13 protein-coding genes are annotated in these 18,471 nt (G+C 76.0%); 8 read left to right on the top strand and 5 right to left on the bottom strand.

Going from position 1 to position 18,471, the window contains the following annotated elements; translation table 11 throughout:
• Positions 1–19 precede the first annotated feature (19 nt).
• Positions 20–862 (bottom strand): NAD(P)-dependent oxidoreductase, encoded by an 843-nt coding sequence (locus tag DMP15_RS16350; RefSeq protein ID WP_073574917.1) that lies wholly within the window; start codon positions 860–862, stop codon positions 20–22.
• A gap of 217 nt (positions 863–1,079) precedes the next feature.
• On the opposite strand from DMP15_RS16350, the gene DMP15_RS16355 reads away from it, so the two are divergent.
• Entirely contained in the window at positions 1,080–1,820 is a 741-nt protein-coding gene (locus tag DMP15_RS16355; RefSeq protein ID WP_073574918.1) for an HpcH/HpaI aldolase family protein, read from the top strand.
• 4 nt (positions 1,821–1,824) lie between these two features.
• Here the strand turns inward: DMP15_RS16355 and DMP15_RS16360 are convergent, their stop codons facing one another.
• The 4 genes from DMP15_RS16360 to DMP15_RS16375 form a co-directional block, all read right to left on the bottom strand.
• A complete protein-coding gene (locus DMP15_RS16360) occupies positions 1,825–2,988 on the bottom strand; it encodes a VanZ family protein (protein WP_083658294.1) in 1,164 nt (387 codons plus the stop codon).
• A 54-nt stretch (positions 2,989–3,042) separates the two neighbouring features.
• Complete coding sequence (gene meaB, locus DMP15_RS16365; RefSeq protein ID WP_073574919.1) at positions 3,043–4,026, bottom strand: methylmalonyl Co-A mutase-associated GTPase MeaB; 984 nt, start codon at positions 4,024–4,026, stop codon at positions 3,043–3,045.
• A 106-nt stretch (positions 4,027–4,132) separates the two neighbouring features.
• Entirely contained in the window at positions 4,133–6,340 is a 2,208-nt protein-coding gene (scpA, locus tag DMP15_RS16370; protein WP_139282745.1) for a methylmalonyl-CoA mutase, read from the bottom strand.
• Positions 6,337–8,268, bottom strand: a complete 1,932-nt coding sequence (locus tag DMP15_RS16375) for a methylmalonyl-CoA mutase family protein (RefSeq protein WP_083658297.1) — start codon at positions 8,266–8,268, stop codon at positions 6,337–6,339. The genes scpA and DMP15_RS16375 overlap by 4 nt, the downstream gene beginning before the upstream one ends.
• Before the next feature lie 259 nt (positions 8,269–8,527).
• On the opposite strand from DMP15_RS16375, the gene DMP15_RS16380 reads away from it, so the two are divergent.
• The 7 genes from DMP15_RS16380 to DMP15_RS16410 all read left to right on the top strand — a co-directional run bounded on the left by DMP15_RS16380 (position 8,528) and on the right by DMP15_RS16410 (position 18,442).
• Entirely contained in the window at positions 8,528–9,022 is a 495-nt protein-coding gene (locus DMP15_RS16380; RefSeq protein WP_073574920.1) for a DUF3237 domain-containing protein, read from the top strand.
• Positions 9,023–9,065: 43 nt separating this feature from the next.
• Complete coding sequence (locus DMP15_RS16385) at positions 9,066–9,671, top strand: sulfite oxidase-like oxidoreductase (RefSeq protein WP_073575345.1); 606 nt, start codon at positions 9,066–9,068, stop codon at positions 9,669–9,671.
• Between the two features lie 2 nt (positions 9,672–9,673).
• Positions 9,674–10,402: an FAD-binding oxidoreductase gene (locus DMP15_RS16390; protein ID WP_100877794.1), complete on the top strand. Its 729-nt coding sequence runs from the start codon at positions 9,674–9,676 to the stop codon at positions 10,400–10,402.
• Between the two features lie 67 nt (positions 10,403–10,469).
• Positions 10,470–11,399: an alpha/beta hydrolase gene (locus DMP15_RS16395; protein WP_073574922.1), complete on the top strand. Its 930-nt coding sequence runs from the start codon at positions 10,470–10,472 to the stop codon at positions 11,397–11,399.
• A 241-nt stretch (positions 11,400–11,640) separates the two neighbouring features.
• Positions 11,641–16,128, top strand: coding sequence for a Pls/PosA family non-ribosomal peptide synthetase (locus DMP15_RS16400; protein WP_083658491.1), 4,488 nt, complete (start codon positions 11,641–11,643; stop codon positions 16,126–16,128).
• Positions 16,125–16,826 (top strand): BPL-N domain-containing protein, encoded by a 702-nt coding sequence (locus DMP15_RS16405; RefSeq protein WP_304580076.1) that lies wholly within the window; start codon positions 16,125–16,127, stop codon positions 16,824–16,826. Before DMP15_RS16400 ends, DMP15_RS16405 begins: the two co-directional genes overlap by 4 nt.
• The gene (locus DMP15_RS16410; protein WP_083658300.1) at positions 16,823–18,442 is read left to right on the top strand and encodes a heparan-alpha-glucosaminide N-acetyltransferase domain-containing protein; all 1,620 of its coding nucleotides are present in this window, start codon (positions 16,823–16,825) and stop codon (positions 18,440–18,442) included. The genes DMP15_RS16405 and DMP15_RS16410 overlap by 4 nt, the downstream gene beginning before the upstream one ends.
• The last annotated feature ends 29 nt before the right edge of the window (positions 18,443–18,471 follow it).

Here is an 18,471-nt window from a genome sequence, read left to right on the forward strand (position 1 = left end):
TCGCGGTGCCGGGCCCGGCTCACCCGCCCGCCCCGGCCGCGCGCCGGTAGAGCTCGGCGGCGGCGCGGGAGAAGCCGTCGGGCACCCCGGCGGCGGCGAACGCGTCGGCCGCCTCGTCCATCTCCCCCGCCCAGCGCCACGCCTTTCCCGCCATCCGCTCGCGGGCGCGGGCCAGCGCGGCGGCGTGGTCGACCCCGGCCCGGTCCAGCTCGGCGTGCAGGGCCCCGGTGACACCGAACGCCGCGGCGGCCTCCTCGAGCGCCAGCCACAGCATGGGTGCCGCCTTGCTCTGCAGCGCGAAGCAGGCCTTCAGCCCGCTCGCGGCGCCCAGGTCGGTCCCGGCGGTGCCGAGCACCCTGGCGTCGAACGGGCCCGGCTCGAGCAGGGTGGCGGCGGTGTCCGCCCCCGGCCCGGACAGCCACAGCGTCGTGGTGCCCACCGTCCAGGCGGGCGGGCCGATGACGGCGCCGTCGCACACGGTCGCGCGGTCGCCGAGCAGTGTCGCGATGCCGCGGACGGTGTCCGGGGACACCGCGTTGGCCTCGACGTAGAGCGGGCGGTCGGTGCGCCCGGCCAGCCCGGCGCCCACCAGGCCCGCGACCTCGCGCGCGGCGTGCGGCGGGCAGATCGACACGATCACGTCGGCCCGGGCGGCGAGGTCGGCGACGGTCGGCACCGCCTGCAGGTCGGCCAGCTCGGCGCGCTTGGCGGTGGCGTGCGAGCGCCCGGCGTCGGCCCAGATCACCGCGCCCGCGCGGGCCTTGAGCGCCGATCCGAGCGCGGCGCCCATCGCGCCGGGGTGCAGGACCCCGACCACCGGCCGGGCGGGCAGGGACACCGGCTGCGCGGACGGCGACGACATGGGGTGATGATGGCACCCCGCCCCGCCCGTCGCGGCGGGCTCACCCCGTCCCGAGTGCGGCGGCCGGGTCGTCGAGCACCACGCGCGGCCTGCGGGCCCGCGTCGAGGAACCAGGTGTCGTCGTCGACGGCGGTGGTGTGCCGGACAGGCGCCCGGCACACGACGGGACGACGGCCTCGACTGGCGTGTCGGGCGGGCGGGGCGGCACGGTCGTCGCATGACCCCTGATCCACTGTTCACCGGCGACGCGGTCGGTGGCTGGCTGCAGCTGCCCTCCCCCGCCGTCGCCGAGATCGTCGGCTCCGTCGGGTTCGACCTGGTCTGCGTCGACACCCAGCACGGCCTGATCGGCGACGACACCGTCCTGGGCATGCTGCAGGCCCTGTCCGCGACGGGCACGCCGTCGCTGGTGCGGGTCCCCGGCCACGGAGCCGAGGGCATCGGGCGGGCCCTGGACCGGGGTGCCGACGGCGTGATCGTCCCGCTGGTCGACACCGCCGAGCAGGCCGCTGCGGCGGTCGCGGCGTGCCGCTACCCGCCGGACGGGGTCCGCAGCTTCGGGCCGGTCCGCCCCTCGTGGCAGGGCCGCGACGTGTTCGCACCGCCGCGCACGGTGGTGATGGTGGAGACGGTCGCCGCGGTGGCGAACCTGGCCGACATCGTGTCCGTCGACGGGGTCGCGGCGGTGTTCGTCGGGCCGTCGGACCTGGCGCTGGCGCACGGGCTCCCGCTCGCCGCCCAGGGCGACGGCGGCCCGGAGTCCGACAGGCACGCCGAGCTGGTCTCCGGGATCGCCGCGGTGTGCGCGGGGGCCGGGGTACCGGTGGGGATCTACTGCGACTCCCCCGCGCACGTCCGCCGCTTCCGGGCGCTGGGGTGCACCTTCACGATGCTCGCCGCCGAGCAGGCGATCCTGCGGTCGGTGCTGGCTGAGAAGCTGGCCGACGCCCGGCCCTGAGCCGTCAGCCCGCGGAGCGGTCGGGCGCTGCGGGGCGGTCGGGCACAGCAGGCCGGTCGGCCGGGGCGGTGCGGGCGGGCTCCCGGGCGTCGACCATCGCGAGACCGGTGAGCCGGCCGGCCACCCCGCGGTGGCCGGTGCTGCGCCGGAGCCCGACCAGGCCCGCGATCCCCCACAGCAGCCCGAGCACGCCGACCGCGCCGGACGGCCCGGACAACAGCAGGAACCCACCGGTGCCGAGCAGTGCCCGGGCGAGGCGGCGTCCGCGGCCGGGGACGCCGCCGCCGGGCAGCGCAGGCCGCAGCCGCACCGCCCGCTGGCCGACGGTGCCGCCGCGCCCCACCAGGGGCACCACCAGGAACACCAGCAGCGGCAGCCAGAACCCGAGGACGGTGTTCGCGGTGTCGAACCAGTCGGGCAGTGGCCCGCCGGTGTACCCGGTGAGCGCGGTCCCGGCGAGCAGCAGCGAGCCGAGCAGGGACCCGGTCACCCAGACCGCCGCCAGGTCGCAGAGGGCTCCGAGCAGCCGGCGCCCGGCCGTCACCGGGGCCGGCCGGTCGGGGTCGGCGCCCGCGTCCCACGAGCGGGGCCGCACCAGGGCGGCGGCGAGACCGCCGAGCAACGCGCCCGCGGTGTTAGCGATCAGGTCGTCGACGTCGGCGAGCCGGTAGGCGCACGGGAACAGGAACCAGTTGCCGGTGTACTGGGTGGCCTCGACGAGCAGGGACACCGCGAGCCCGGCGGCCACGGTGACCGGTAGCGAGCGGCGGAACACCCCGCGCAGGAACCAGCCCAGCGGCGCGAACAGCGCCACGTTGAGCACCACCTGCTGCACCGCGGCGTTCGCGAGCCAGGCCCGCACCCCGGTCGAGTCCTGGCGGGCGGCGATCCGGGTGACGTCGCCGACGAAGGCGAACGGCCGGGTCTGCAGCGAGTCCGCCGCGGTGCGCCCGGCGCAGAACGCCGCGTCGACCTGGGGCAGCGGGAGCAGGGTGTAGCCGAGGACCGCCAGCCCGTACACCGGGACGGCGACGAGCACGGCCAGCTCGCCGGGCCCGAAGCGACCGCGGCGGCGGTAGGTCAGCGCGACGGCCGGGACGAGCACGGCGAGCACCAGCGCCGACCCGAGCCCGATCGCGAGCACCCCGGGGATGATCCGGTCGTTCACGGTCGCCGACGTTAGCGATCGTCCGGGGTGCGCCCGGGGACCGAAACGGGTGGTTCAGCCCAGGACGTCGAGGATCTGCTGGGCGGCGAGGGTGGGGGTGAGCCCGCCGTCGCGGACCTCGGCGGTGAGCTTCGGGAGCCGCTCGGCCGTCGCCGGGTCGTGCAGCACCCGGTCCATGAGCCGGTCGCGCACCATCTGCCACATCCACTCGACCTGCTGGTCGGCGCGCCGGGTCGCGAGCTCACCGCCCTTGTCGAGGGCCTCGCGGTGGGCGGTGACCTTCTCCCACACGGTGTCCAGGCCCTTCCCGGTCTGCGCGGAGCAGGACAGCACCGGGGTGCGCCAGTGCGCCGAGGTGGGGGTCATCATGTGCAGCGCGCCGGCGAGCTCGCGGGCCGCGGCGCGGGCGTCGCGCTCGTGCGGGCCGTCGGCCTTGTTCACGGCGACGACGTCGGCGAGCTCCAGGATGCCCTTCTTGATCCCCTGCAGCGCGTCGCCGGTGCGGGCGATGGTGAGGAACAGGAAGGTGTCGACCATCCCGGCGACGGCGGTCTCGGACTGGCCGACCCCGACGGTCTCGACGAGGACGACGTCGAACCCGGCGGCCTCCATGACGACCATCGTCTCCCGGGTGCGGCGGGCGACCCCGCCGAGCGTGCCCGCCGACGGCGACGGCCGCACGAACGCGTGCGGGTCGACGGCCAGGCGCGGCATCCGGGTCTTGTCACCCAGGATGGACCCGCGGGTACGGGTGGACGACGGGTCGACGGCGAGGACCGCCACCCGGTGGCCGCGGGCGGTGAGCGTGGAGCCCATCGCCTCGATGAATGTCGACTTCCCGACCCCGGGTACCCCCGAGATGCCGACCCGCACCGCGTGCCCGGCCTTCGGGGTCAGCTCCAGGAGCAGCTCCTGGGCGGCCCGCTGGTGGTCGGGCCTGCTGGACTCGACCAGGGTGATCGCCCGGGCGAGCAGGGTGCGGTCGCCGGCCAGGACCCCGCGGGCGAGCTCCGCGGGGTCGGGGACGCGAGGGGCCATCGGCGGGACTCTCCTTGCGGGTCGGCACCGCGCCCGGTGCGCGGGTGGGCGCACCGGGCGCGGCGACGGCGGCACGATGACGAGCCACCGTGACGGCGGCGGTGGCTCAGTCGGCGTAGACGCTGCCGGGGGCGGACGTGTCCGGCTCGTCGTGACCGAGCGCGGCGGCCAGCTTGCCGAGCAGGTCGACCGCGGCCTCGGCGATGACCGTGCCGGGCGGGAACACCGCGGCCGCGCCCATCTCCAGCAGCTCCGGCACGTCCGCGGGCGGGATGACCCCGCCGACGACGACCATGATGTCGTCGCGCCCCAGCTCGGCGAGCTCGCGGCGCAGCTCCGGGACCAGCGTGAGGTGCCCGGCGGCCAGCGAGCTGGCGCCGATCACGTGCACGTCGGACTCGGCGGCCTGCTTCGCGACCTCGGCCGGGGTCTGGAACAGCGGCCCGACGTCGACGTCGAAGCCGATGTCGGCGAACGCGGTCGAGATGACCTTCTGGCCGCGGTCGTGGCCGTCCTGGCCCATCTTCGCGACCAGGATGCGGGGTTGGCGGCCCTCGTGGCCGGCGAACTCGGAGACGAGCTCGCGGGCGCGGTCGATCGCCGGGTTCTGCCCGGCCTCGGCGGAGTACACACCGGAGATGATGCGGATCTGTCCGGCGTGGCGCCCGAAGACCTTCTCGAGTGCGTCGGAGATCTCCCCGACCGTGGCCTGGTCGCGGGCCGCGTTCACGGCCAGCTGGAGCAGGTTCTCGTCGTCGGAGCGCGACGAGCCCTCGGCGATCTTCTCCGCGGCGCCGGTGAGCGCGCGCAGAGCCTCGTCGACGGCGCGGTCGTCGCGCTCGGCGCGGAGCCGGGCGAGCTTCTCGAGCTGCTCGCGGCGCACGTTCGCGTTGTCGACCTTGAGCACGTCGATCTGCTCGTCGGCCTCGACGACGTACTTGTTGACGCCGATCACCGGCTGGCGGCCCGAGTCGATCCGGGCCTGGGTGCGGGCCGCGGCCTCCTCGACGCGCATCTTGGGGATGCCGGCGTCGATGGCCTGGGCCATGCCGCCGGCCTTCTCGACCTCGTCGATGTGCGCCCACGCCCGCTTCGCGAGGTCGTAGGTGAGCTTCTCCACGTAGTACGAGCCGCCCCACGGGTCGACGACGTTCGTGGTGCCCGACTCCTGCTGCAGCAGCAGCTGGGTGTTGCGCGCGATCCGCGCGGAGAAGTCCGTCGGCAGTGCGAGGGCCTCGTCGAGGGCGTTGGTGTGCAGCGACTGGGTGTGGCCCTGGGTGGCGGCCATCGCCTCGACACAGGTGCGGACGACGTTGTTGTAGACGTCCTGCGCGGTCAGCGACCAGCCGGAGGTCTGCGAGTGCGTACGCAGGCTCAGCGACTTGGCGTTCTGCGGCTCGAACCGGTTCACGAGCTTGGACCAGAGCAGGCGTGCGGCCCGCATCTTGGCGACCTCCATGAAGAAGTTCATGCCGATCGCCCAGAAGAAGCTCAGCCGCGGGGCGAACTTGTCGATGTCCAGCCCGGCGTCGACACCTGCCCGCAGGTACTCCACGCCGTCGGCGAGGGTGTAGGCGAGCTCCAGGTCGTTGGTCGCCCCCGCCTCCTGGATGTGGTACCCGGAGATGGAGATCGAGTTGAACTTCGGCATCTCGCGGCTGGTGAAGCCGAAGATGTCGGAGATGATCTGCATCGACGGCTGCGGCGGGTAGATGTAGGTGTTGCGGACCATGAACTCCTTCAGAATGTCGTTCTGAATGGTTCCGGTCAGCTTCTCCGGGCTCACGCCCTGTTCCTCGGCGGCGACGATGTAGAGCGCGAGCACCGGGAGCACGGCGCCGTTCATCGTCATCGACACCGACATCTTGTCCAGCGGGATGCCGTCGAAGAGCTGGCGCATGTCGAGGATGGAGTCGATCGCGACCCCGGCCATGCCGACGTCGCCGGCGACGCGCGGGTGGTCGGAGTCGTAGCCGCGGTGGGTGGCCAGGTCGAACGCGATCGACAGGCCCTTCTGCCCGGCGGCGAGGTTGCGCCGGTAGAACGCGTTCGACTCCGCGGCGGTGGAGAACCCGGCGTACTGGCGCACCGTCCACGGCTGGTTGGTGTACATCGTCGGGTACGGCCCGCGCAGGTACGGGGTGATGCCCGGGTAGGTGTGCAGGAAGTCGACGCCGGCGAGGTCGTCGGCGGTGTAGAGCGGCTTGACGCCGATCCCCTCCGGCGCCTCCCAGACGTCGGCGGAGCCGGTCCAGGTGGTCGCGGGGGTGGTGTCGCCCAGCAGCGGCACGCCGGTGAAGTCGGGAATGCTCACTTCGAGCCCTCCAGGTGGGTGTACACGTCGTCGAGGACGGCGAGGGCGTCGCAGCCGGCGAACAGGTGGCCGTCGACGCCGGGCACCTCGTCCTTCGGCTTCCCCGCGAGCAGGATGCGCGCGGCACCGGCCTCGCGCAGCGCGGCGGCGGTCTCGGCGGCGCGCTCGTCGTAGACCGTGTCCGAGGAGCAGAGCACCACGACCGGCGTCCCGTCCTTGCCGTAGGCGTCGACGACGTCGGCGGTGGAGTCGGTCGGGCCGGCGTCGACGGTGTCGACGCCGCCGGCGGCCAGCAGGTTGCGGGTGAACCCGGCGCGGGCGGTGTAGACCGCGAGCGGGCCGAGGGTGGCGAGGAAGGCGGTGGGGCGCGTGCCCGTCTCGCCCAGCAGCGCGTCGGAGCGGTCCCGGTGGGCCTCGTAGGCCTCGGCGGGGCGGTAGAGCGGAAGTCCCCCACGCTCGACGGCCGGCGGCAGCGGGGTGCGCTCGACCGGCTTCTCGTTCAGGTCGGGGAACTCCGAGACGCCGGTGAGCGGCGTCCTCCGCTTCGCGACGTCGGCCTCGCGGCGGGCGCGGACCTCGCCGACCCGCTCGGCGACCAGGCCGGAGTCGAGGGCGGCGACGGCGCCGCCCGCGGCCTCGATCTCGACGAAGAACTCCCAGGCCGGCCGGGCGAGGTCGTCGGTGAGGTGCTCGACGTACCAGGAGCCGCCGCCCGGGTCGATGACCCGCGCCAGGTGCGATTCCTCCACGAGCAGGTTCTGGGTGTTGCGGGCGATGCGGCGGGAGAACGGCTCGGCGACGCCGAGGGCGGCGTCGAAGGGCGGCACGGTGACCGCGTCGGCCCCGCCGACTCCCGCGGCGAACCCGGCGACGGTGCCGCGGAGCATGTTGACCCACGGGTCGCGGCGGGTGAACAGCGCCTCGGGGACGGTGGCGTGCTGGGTCTGCGGCACGTCGGTGACGCCGGAGGCCTCCAGCACCCGGGCCCACAGTCGCCGCCCGGCGCGCAGGGCGGCGATCGTCGGGAACTGCTCGGGGGTGGCGGCGTAGCGGAACTCGAGCAGCCGCGCCGCGTCGGCGACGGCGATCCCGGCCGCGTCGAGCGCCCGCAGGTAGGCGACGCCCGCGGCCAGGGACCAGCCCAGCTCCTGGGCGTCGGAGCCGCCCGCCTCGCGGATCACGGTCGCGTCGACGGTGATCGCGGTGACCTTGTCGAAGGTGCCGTGGACGCGGCGGGCGACCTCGACGACCGAGTCGACGTCCGGGCCGGACCCCGCGCGGGCGCGCAGCCCGATCGGGTCCACGCCCAGCGAGCCGAGCAGCTCGGCGTCCTCGACGCCGTTGCGCGCGGCCAGGTCCAGGTAGGCGTGCGCGGCGGCGACCTGCTCGGTCCCGGCGTCCAGGGCGACCCCGGCCAGGTCCAGGTGCACGCCCTCCAGGGCGCGGGCCAGGTCGGCGACGGCGACGCCGCCCTCGCCCACGCGCAGCCACACCGAGGTGACGCCGCACTCCAGGTCGGCCAGCACGGCCTCGCGGACGGCCGCCGGATCGGTGCCGGCGTGGCGCTGGCGGATGTCCCAGCCGTCGGGTACGTGCCCGTCGGTGCGGGCGCCGCGGGTGAACGGCCACGACCCCGGCACGCCGGTGGGCGGCAGGTCGGTGGTGTCCTCGTCGGCGTAGAGCGGCGCGACACGGATGCCGTCGGGTGAGGTGCGGGTCAGGGTCTCGACCCCGGCCCCGAGCTCGGCGTCCTCGCCGATCCGGCCCGACTTGCGCACCACCGCGTCCGCGGCGGCGAGCCACTGGTCACGGGTGACCGGGTCGAAGCCGCCGGCCAGGACCAGCTCCTCCGGCTCCACCGGACCGTCCACGGCAGAGCCCTCCGGACCGGCTGCGCGGTCGACCGCGCTGCGGTCACTGTCCGTCATCCGCTCTGTTCTCCTCACCGGCCCGCGGGGCGGCCTCGTTGCCCGCCGGATGGCGCCGTCGTCGACGCCACCGAAGTGCAGCGGAGTCTAGTGAGCCGGTGCCGCCGGGGGCATGCGCTGTGGCGAGGCGCGCACGGCCTGTGATGCACCCGACTGGCGCAACGGGACCGTCCGGGGGTCTCGCGGCGTACACCCGGCGGTTCCCCGCCGGTAGTCCTCACGGGTAGCCCCGGGCGGCCCCGGACGCCAGTCTGGGGCCGTGTCGACTCCCGGACCCGCACCCGCCGTCCCCGGGCTGACCCCGGTCGCCCGCGTCCACGTCCTGCTCGACCCGCCGCTGGAGGTCGGCCGGACCCCGTTCGGCCGGGAGCGGGAGATCCCCATCGTGGGCGGCACGGTCTCCGGACCCGGCCGCGACGGCGAGGGCCTGCACGGCGAGGTGCTCCGCGGCGGGGCCGACCGCCAGCGGGTGCTCGACGACGGCACCGCCGTGATCGACACCCGCTACACCGTGGCGCTGCGGTCGGGGCACCTGTTGCAGCTGGCCACGGCGGGCTACCGCACCGGTCCGGCCCCGGTCCTCGACGCGCTGCTCGCCGGGGAGCCCGTCGACCCGGCCCGCTACTACTTCCGGGTCGTCGTCGACGCCCGGACCGCCGACCCGGACCTGGCCTGGCTCAACACCGCGGTGCTCGTCGGCTCCGCGGTCCGCACCGCCGACGCGGTCGCCTACGACGCCTACCTCGTGACCTGAGACGGGTGGGAACAACCGGGGGTGGGGGTGCATTGTGATCGGCATGCCCCCCGTGACCCGAGGATTCGTCAGGCGCAGGCCGCGGGACCGGCGGCTGCCACCCGGCCAGTACGACGCCGGTGACCAGTGGCCGGTGCTGACCGCCGAGCGCGCCCCCACCCTGGACACCGCCCGCTGGACCTTCCGCATCGACGGCCTCGTCGAGCGCCCGGTCGAGTGGACCTGGGACGAGATCCGCGCCCTGCCCCGCGAACGCTGGGACGGCGACATCCACTGCGTCACCACCTGGTCGAAGTTCGGGATGCGCTGGAGCGGGGTCGCGGTCGACACGCTGCTGGAGACCGCGGGGCCGCTGCCGGAGGCACGGTTCGCCGTCGCGCACTCGCACTCGGGATACACCACCAACATGCCACTGTCCGACCTCACCGGCGGCCGGGCGTGGCTGGCGTTCGAGGCGCAGGGTGCGCCGCTGACCCGCGAGCACGGCGGCCCGGCGCGGCTGCTCGTGCCGCACCTGTACTTCTGGAAGAGCGCGAAGTGGGTCGCCGGTCTGCGCCTGACCGCCGAGGACGAGCCCGGTTTCTGGGAGCGCAACGGCTACCACGACCGCGGCGACCCGTGGTCCGAGCAGCGCTTCCAGGGCGACTGACCGTGGACACCACCCCGGCCACCACCCCTCGCCGGACCCTGCGCTGGCAGACCGCGACCGTGCTGTCGGTGCACGACGAGGCCCCGGGGGTGCGGACGTTCCGGCTCGGCCTGGCCGAGCCCGCCACGCACCTGCCGGGCCAGTACTACGTGCTGCGCCTGACCGCCGAGGACGGCTACACCGCACAGCGCAGCTACTCGGTGGCCTCCGCTCCCGACGGGCGGCCGGAGATCGCGCTGACCGTCGAACGTCTCGACGACGGTGAGGTGTCGGAGTTCCTGCACGACGTCGTCGTCGTCGGGGACGTGCTGGAGGTCCGCGGCCCGGTCGGCGGCTGGTTCGCCTGGGACGGGGTCTCCCCCGCGCTGCTGGTCGGCGGTGGCTCCGGCCAGGTCCCGCTGGCCGCGATGCTGCGCCACGCCCGCGCCACCGGCCGTCCCGACCTGGTCCGGATGCTGGTCTCGGTCCGCACCCCCGACGACCTGTTCTACGGCGAGGAGCTCACCGGGCCCCCGGTCACCACGGTGTTCACCCGGACCGCCCCACCCGGCGCGGTCCGCCCGGCGGGCCGGCTCACCCTCGACGACCTGGCCCCGCTCGTCCGCGGCGGGGAGACCGCGTTCGTGTGCGGCTCCCCCGCCTTCGCCGCCGCCGCGGCCGATCTGCTCGCCGCCGCCGGGGTCCCCGACCACGCGATCCGGATCGAGCAGTTCGGCCCGACCGGGGCCTGACCCTGCGGCCCGCCGCGGGGGTGCGGCAGGATGACGCCGCCCCGCCCGCGCACCGCAGGAGCCGACGATGACCGTCACCCCCGCCGAGACGTCGTTCCCGAGCGGCGGGCTGCGCTGTGCGGCCTGGCACCTCGCCCCGGTCGGCGACGCGCTCGCGAACGACCGCGGCCGCCCCTGCGTGGTCATGGCGCACGGCTTCGGCGCCACCCGCGACTCCGGGCTGCTGCCCTTCGCGCAGCGTTTCGCCGCTGCGGGCTGCGCGGTGCTCGTGTTCGACTACCGCGGGTTCGGCGCCTCGGACGGCACCGGCGATCCCCGCCTGGACCAGGACGTCCACCACGGCAGGCACCGCGCCGACTACCACGCCGCGATCGCGCACGCCCACACGCTGCCCGGCGTCGACCCCGAGCGGATCGTGCTGTGGGGCAGCTCGTACTCCGGCGGGCACGTCGTCCCGGTCGCCGCCCGCGACGGCCGGGTCGCCGCGGTGATCTCCCAGGGTGCGGCGATGGACGGGACCGCCGCGCTGCTGGAGATCCTGCGCTACGCCGGACCCGGGCAGCTGGCCCGCCTCACCGGGCACGGGCTGCGCGACGCCGCCGCCGGGCTGCTCGGACGCCCGCCGCACCGGATCGCGGTGTTCGGACCGCCCGGGTCGACCGCGGCGATCACCTCGCACGACGCCGAGAGCGGCTACTCCTCGATCACCGGGCCCGGGTTCCGCAACACCATGCGGGCCCGGGGCGCGCTGCGGATCCCGCTGAACCGCCCGGTGACGGCGGCGGCGCGACTGCGGGCGCCGATCCTCGTCGTCGTCGCGGCGCGGGACTCGATCGCGCCACCCGCGTCGGTGCGCGCGGTGGCCGCGCGGGCCGGGGCGGGCTCGGAGGTGCTGGAGCTGCCGTGCGGGCACTTCGACATCTACCTCGGCGCGATGTTCGAGCGGTCCGTGACCGCACAGGTGGACTTCCTCCGCCGCACGCTCGCCGTCGCCTGACTGAGCCGGACGGAGGACCCGGAGGCCCCGGCTGGGGCAGCACCACCTGTGAGCGGCCACACTCCGTAAAACTGAGCACCTATCGCTTACTCGCTCGCCGTAACAGGCCCCCTCCCCCGTGGCGATGTCACGGGGGACCACGGCGGCCTCACCGGTCCGTACCCCTGAACCCACAGGGTGCTCCCCCGCTGGACCGGAGGAAGCGTTCCGTCGCCGTGTAGGGAGATGACGGCACGTGACGATGTCCCCGCCCCGCGCGGGGGTCGCCGTGGCGCGCCCGGCCCCGGCCGGTGCGCCCGCGCGACACCCGGACCGCCTGTACCGGTTCTTCGAGGCCACGGTCGCCCGGACACCACGGGCGGTCGCGCTGCAGGACGGCGGCCTGGAGCTGACCTACGCCGAGCTGGACGCGCGCGCGAACCAGCTCGCCCGCCACCTGGCCGGGCTCGGCGCGGGCCCGGGCCGGCGCGTCGGGATCCTGCTGCACCGGACCTGGCGGACCTACGCGGTGCTGCTGGCGATCGGCAAGACCGGCGCCGCATTCGTCCCGATCGACCCGGCCGCCCCGGCGGACCGGGTCGGCTACATCCGCGACGACGCCGGGCTGGACCTGCTGGTCACCACCTCGGACCTGGCGGGCGAGCTGCCCACGCCCGGGCTGGTGCTGCTCGACACCTGCGTCGACGCCGTCGCCGCGCTCCCCCGTCACCCGCTCGCCCCGGTCGCCCCCGACCCGGACCCGGCGCCGCTGGCCTACATCATCTACACCTCGGGCTCCAGCGGGCGACCCAAGGGCGTCGCGATCGCCCACCCGAGCATCTGCAACTTCGTGCACGTCATCACCCGCGTCTACGACGTCCGCCCGCACGACCGCGTCTACCAGGGCATGACGATCTCCTTCGACTTCTCGATCGAGGAGATCTGGCCGACCTTCGCGGCCGGGGCGACGCTCGTCGTCGGGCCGACGGACTCGCGCCGGATCGGCGCGGAGCTGGGCGACTTCCTCGCCGGCACCGGCGTCACCGTGCTGTGCTGCGTGCCGACCCTGCTGGCGACGATCCCGCGGGAGCTGCCCGCGCTGCGCACCCTGCTCGTCGGCGGCGAGGCCTGCCCGGCCGGCCTGGTGGAGCGCTGGGCGCGCCCCGGGCGGCGGATGCTCAACACCTACGGCCCCACCGAGACCACCGTGACCTGCACCTGGGGCGAGCTGCACCCGGGGAAGCCGGTCACGATCGGGCGCCCGGTGCCGACCTACTCCGCGGTGATCCTCGACGACACCCTGCGCGAGGTCCCCCGCGGCGAGGTCGGCGAGCTCTGCATCGGCGGCCCCGGGGTCGGCATCGGCTACGTCAACCTGCCGGAGAAGACCGCGGACCGGTTCGTCCGCCACCCCGCGGCGCCGGCTGACGGCGACGGGCGGCTCTACCGCACCGGTGACCTCGCCCGGTTCGACGAGCACGGAGAGATCGTCTACCTGGGCCGTGCCGACGACGAGGTCAAGATCCGCGGGCACCGCGTCGACCTGGGCGAGATCGAGACCGTCGCGCTGGAGCACGCCGACGTGGAGAGCGCCGTGGCCGCGGTCGCGAGGACCGACGACGGCACGGGCGAGGAGCTCACCGTCTACGTCGTCCCGGCCGCCGGGCCGGGCGGGCCGGTGGACCGGGCGGCGCTGCACGAGCTGCTGCGGACCCGGCTGCCCGAGTACATGGTGCCGGGCTACCTCGAGGTGCTCGACGCGCTGCCGATGATGCCCAGCGGCAAGGTCGACCGGCCGAAGCTGCCGGCCCCGTCCGGGCCGCGGATCGTGGTGACCCACGGCCCGCACGTCGAGCCGTCGACGGAGCTGGAGACCGGGGTCCGGGCGGTGCTCGCCGAGGTGCTGGCGCTCGACGCCGGCCAGGTCTCGGTCACCGCCGACTTCTTCGACGAGCTCGGCGGGCACTCGCTGCTCGCCGCGCGGCTGGTGACCCTGCTGCGCGAGCGCGGCGTCGGCCGCTCCCCCGCGGTGCGCGACCTGTACGAGCACCCGACGGTCCGCGGCCTGGCCGCGGCACTGGACCCCGACGCGGCGGGCGACGGCGGCGACGGCTCCGTGCCCCCGCCACCGCGCCCGGAGCCGCTGCGCCACTCGCGGCGCCGCTACTCCGCCGCCGGGACCATGCAGGGCGCCGCGCTGTTCGTGCTGATGCTGGTCATGACCCTGCCCGCGGCCGGGGTGTACGCCTGGCACGGCGGCCGGGTCGCCCCGGACGTGCTGGCCCAGCTCGCCCTCGGCGCCACCGCGATCTTCCTGCTGCAGCGTTGGCTGCTCGCCCCGCTCGCGGTGCGCGCGCTCACCGCCCGGGTCGCACCCGGCCGCTACCCCATGTGGGGACGGGTGCACCTGCGCCTGTGGGCCGCGGACCTGCTGCTGTCGATGTCACCGCTGCCGGTGCTGTCCGGCGGTCCGCTCGCCCCGGCCTACCTGCGGATGCTCGGCGCCACCGTGGGCCGCGACGTGCACCTGGGCACCTCGGTGCTGTCGATGCCCGCGCTGCTGCGGATCGGCGACGGCGCCACCGTCGGCTACGGCGCCGCGCTGCGGCCCTGGACGCTGGCCGACGGCTGGGTGACCGTCGCCCCGATCGCGGTCGGCGAGGGCGCCCACGTCGGCGCCAGCGCGGTCGTCGAACCGGGTGCGGTGGTCGGCGCGGACGCCGTCGTCGGGGAGCAGTCCGCGCTCGCCGCGGACCAGGTGGTGCCGCCCGCCGAGCACTGGGCCGGGTCCCCCGCGGTGCCCGACGCCGCCGACGCCGCGGTCGCCGAGCTGACCGAACGCGGCCCGGCACCGTCCTGGACGCGGCCGCAGCGGGCGGCCGCGCTGGCCGGGATCGTCGCGCTGGAGCTGGTGTCGCTGCTGGCGCTGGTCCCGGCGGTGCTGCTGGTGTGGTCGTCGTTGCTGCTGTTCGGCGACGGCCCCGCCCTGCTCGTCGCGGCCCTGGTCGGGCCGGTGTTCGTGGTGACGGTGTGCGTACTGGTGGCTGTCGGCCGGTGGGCCGTCGCGCCCCGCACCGGGCCCGGGGTCTTCGCGGCGCGCTCCGCGCTGGGGCTGCGCAAGTGGTTCGGCGACACGCTGCTCGAGATGAGCCTGAGCTACACCAACTCGCTGTACTCGACGCTCTACACGGTCGGCTGGTTGCGGCTGCTCGGCGCCCGGATCGGGCGCGGCGCGGAGGTGTCCACCGCCTCGCACATCGACCCGGAGATGCTGACGATCTCCCAGGGCAGCTTCGTCGCGGACATGGCGAGCGTGGGCAGCGCGACCTTCCACAACGGCTGGATGGTCCGCCGTCCGACGCTGGTGGGGCGGCGCGCGTTCGTCGGGAACGCCGCCGTCGTCCCGGCCGGGTCGACGCTCGGCGACGAGTCGCTGATCGGCGTCGCGACGGTGCCCCCGGCGTCGGGCGTGCCGCACGACACCACCTGGCTGGGGTCTCCGGCGATGCACCTGCCGGTGCGCCAGGACTCCGGGGACCACCCGGAGTCGCTGACGTTCACGCCCTCACGGCGCCGCGTCGCGGAGCGGCTCGGCATCGAGTTCCTCCGGGCCACGCTGCCCGCCTCGGCGATCTCGGTGTCGATCTACCTGTTCCTGCAGGGGCTGTCCGGCGTGGCCCGCACCGGCGCCGCGTGGCAGGTCGTGCTCGCGGCACCGGTGCTGGCGCTCGCCTCGGCGCTCGCGCTGGTCCTGCTGGTCGCCGCGGTGAAGTGGCTGGTCGTGGGCACCTACCGGCCGCGGACCGAGCCGCTGTGGAGCCGGTTCGTGCGCCGCTCGGAGTTCGTCACCGGACTCTACGAGGCCTCCGCGGTGCCCGGGCTGCTGAGCATGCTGTCCGGGACCCCGTTGCTGCCGCCGATGCTGCGGCTGCTCGGCGCCCGGATCGGGCGGCGGACCTGCGTGTCGACGACCTACCTCACCGAGTACGACCTGGTGGAGATCGGGGACGACGCCGTCGTCGGGCGGGACGTGTCGCTGCAGACCCACCTGTTCGAGGACCGGGTCATGAAGATGTCGACGGTGTCGGTCGCGGACGGCGCGTCGGTCGGGGACCGGGCGATCGTGCTCTACGACGCCGTGGTCGGCGCCGGGGCGCGGCTCGACCCGCTGTCGCTGGTGATGAAGGGCGAGCACCTGCCGCCCGGCTCCCGGTACCGGGGCATCACCGCCCGCGCGGTGCCCGACGCCGCACCGGCCGACGCGGCACCGGCCGTGCCGCCTGCCGTGCTGCCCGCCGTGCAGCCCGCCGCGGCGCCGGAGACCGTGGCCGGGACCGTGCGGGTCGCGGCCGTCGACCCGGAGCGCACGATGGTCCTCACCCGGGTGCAGGGGACCGACGACCCGGGCCGCACGCTGCGGATGCGCTCGGTCCTGGCCGGGCGCCAGGCCCCGCGCCGCGGCAGCACCGGCCGGCACCGCGCGGGTGCCGCCGGCTCGGCCGGTGCCCCCGGGACCGGGCCCGCCGGCGCCGGGCACGACCGCCGTACCCCCGTCCGGCCGGGCAGCACGCCCCGTGCGCGGCACCGCCACGCCGCCGCGGGCGTCCCGGTCCCCGCGGCGCGGTCCGCGGAACGCACCGCCCGGACCCTCCCCGCCGTGCCGCCCCGGCCGGGACCGGGGACTGCACCGCCCCCGGTGCCGCAGCCGCGCGACCACCGTTCCGCCCGCTCCGGGCCGGGCCCGCGGTGAGCCTGTTCGGGCGGCTGCTCGGCCGCCGCGGCCCGGCCCCCTCCGCCGGCGACCGCCCGGTGGCGCTGGTCTACCGCGGACCGGCGTCGCGGCCGACGGGGTGCGCGGAGTCGGTGGCGGCGCTGCTGGCGTCCTCGCGGCACGGGTTCGACGTGCACTACACCGGCCCGCGCGAACGGCTCCCGCTCACCGCGGACACCCTCGCCCGCGCGACGCTCTACGCCCAGCCCGGCGGCGGCACCCTGTCCGCGGCGTGGCGCACGATGCGGCCCGCGGCCGGCCCGCTGCGCGACTGGGTCGGCGACGGCGGCCGCTACCTCGGGTTCTGTCTGGGCGGCTACCTGGCCGGGGCCACCCCCGGGTTCGGCCTGCTGCCCGGCGACACCGACCGCTGGATCGACTCCCCCGGCGCCACCGTCGGCCACGACGGCGACGCCCTGGTCCGGCTCGACTGGCGCGGCCGCGACCGCACCCTGTTCTTCCAGGACGGCCCGCACTTCCTGCTCGACTCCGGGACCGTCCTCGCCCGCTACCCCGACGGGCTCGTCGCCGCCGCCGTGACCCCGTTCGGGCACGGCCGGGTCGGCGTCGTCGGCCCGCATCCCGAGGCCGGACCCGACTGGTTCGCCGACGCCGGGCTTCCCCAGGCCGACGCCCGCGACCTCGGGCACCAGCTGATCGACGAGGTTCTGACATGACCCGACCGCAACCGCCCGGCAGCCACCGCCGCGGCGCCGACCGCCCCGCGCCGCCCCGGCCGCCCGGGCCGCCCGGGCCCACTCTCGGCCCCGTCCCGGGCGCGCCCCGGCGGACCGGCACCGGCACCCACCGCGCCCCGGAGGGACGGCCGGACGCCGCCGCCACCCGGACCGCGAGCCGGCCGCGCCGGCCGTCCGGTCCGCCCGGCACCGCGCCCGCGACGACCGTCGCCGTCCCGGCCCCCCGCACCGCGGGTCCCTCGCCTGCCCCGTCGGCACCCGCGCGGACCCTGCGCACCCCGTCCGCACCACCGGACACCACGGGGACCACGGGGACCACCACCGTGCTCCCGGCCACCACCCGGGCCACGCCCGCCCCGGACCCGGCTCCCCCGGCCGCGCCGAAACCCGCGCCGCCCCGCGAGCGCGCCTCGCGCCTGCTCGGCGTCGACGCCACCCGCGGGGTCGCGCTGCTCGGCATCATCGCCGTGCACGCCCTCGTCGAGGCCACCGACGACGGCACCCCCACGCCCAGCTACCTCGTGTTCGGCGGCCGCTCCGCGGCGCTGTTCGCCGTCCTCGCCGGGGTCTCGTTCGCGTTCATGACCGGGCGCGCCCGGGTCCGCACCCCCGACCTGCGCGCCACGGCGGCGATGCTCGCCACCCGCGCCGGCGTCCTGATGGTGCTGGCACTGGCCCTGAGCTGGACCGACCCGTCGATCGCGGCGCTCATCCTCCCCTACTACGCGATCGCGTTCCTGCTCGCGATACCGCTGGTCGCGCTGCCGACCCGGGTCCTCGCGCCGCTCGCGGTGCTGCTGGGTCTCGGGATACCGGTCGGATCGCACCTGGTGCGCCCGTTCCTGCCGGTGCCCGACCTCGGCAACCCCTCGGTGCTCGACATCGTCACCGACCCCGGCGCGCTGCTGTCGGAGCTGACCCTGACCGGCGCCTACCCGGCGGTGGTCTGGCTCGCCTACATGGCGGTCGGGATCGTGGTCGGACGGCTGCGGCTCTCGGACCGGCGCACGGCGGCGGCGCTGCTGGCCGGCGGCGTCGTCGCGGCGGCGGCGGCCACCGGGCTGTCGATGTGGCTGCTCGGCCCGGGCGGCGGGTACGCCGCGATCGCCGCGGTGGGCCCGCCGGAGATCCTCGACAGCGCGCCGACGATCGCCGATGCCGTCACCGGCTACCCCGACGGCGTCACCCCCACCTCGACGTGGTGGTGGCTGGCGACCGTCGCGCCGCACTCGGGCACGCCGCTCGACGTCGTCCAGACCACCGGGTCCGCACTCGCCGTGCTCGGCGCGGTCCTGCTCCTGGCCTCGGTCACCGTCCGCGGCGCCGGTCCGCTGCTGGGTCACCTGCTGCGCCCGCTCGCCGCAGCCGGGTCGATGACGCTGACCCTCTACGTCGGCTCGATCCTGTTCATGAACTCCCCGCTCGACGACCTGGGCCCCTGGGAGGGCTACCTCTGGCAGATCGCCGTCGCGGTCGGGATCGGGCTCGCCTGGCGGCGCGCGGTCGGGCGCGGTCCCCTCGAGACCGTCGTGTCGGCGCCCGCGCACGCCGTCCGGGACCGGCTCCGCGGCCGGGCCCGCGATCGGGTGGCGTAGCCGGGCGGTGCCGCACGCCGGTCGCCGCC

It is taken from the genome of Pseudonocardia sp. UM4_GMWB1 (assembly GCF_017312155.1).
Taxonomy (GTDB): domain Bacteria; phylum Actinomycetota; class Actinomycetes; order Mycobacteriales; family Pseudonocardiaceae; genus Pseudonocardia; species Pseudonocardia alni.

Coding starts and splice junctions, on each gene's coding strand:
- DMP15_RS16400 (WP_083658491.1), top strand. CDS start 11,641: ATGTCCCCGCCCCGCGCGGGGGTCGCCGTGGCGCGCCCGGCCCCGGCC.
- DMP15_RS16375 (WP_083658297.1), bottom strand. CDS start 8,268: ATGACGGACAGTGACCGCAGCGCGGTCGACCGCGCAGCCGGTCCGGAG.
- meaB (WP_073574919.1), bottom strand. CDS start 4,026: ATGGCCCCTCGCGTCCCCGACCCCGCGGAGCTCGCCCGCGGGGTCCTG.
- DMP15_RS16355 (WP_073574918.1), top strand. CDS start 1,080: ATGACCCCTGATCCACTGTTCACCGGCGACGCGGTCGGTGGCTGGCTG.
- DMP15_RS16410 (WP_083658300.1), top strand. CDS start 16,823: ATGACCCGACCGCAACCGCCCGGCAGCCACCGCCGCGGCGCCGACCGC.
- DMP15_RS16385 (WP_073575345.1), top strand. CDS start 9,066: ATGCCCCCCGTGACCCGAGGATTCGTCAGGCGCAGGCCGCGGGACCGG.
- DMP15_RS16395 (WP_073574922.1), top strand. CDS start 10,470: ATGACCGTCACCCCCGCCGAGACGTCGTTCCCGAGCGGCGGGCTGCGC.
- DMP15_RS16350 (WP_073574917.1), bottom strand. CDS start 862: ATGTCGTCGCCGTCCGCGCAGCCGGTGTCCCTGCCCGCCCGGCCGGTG.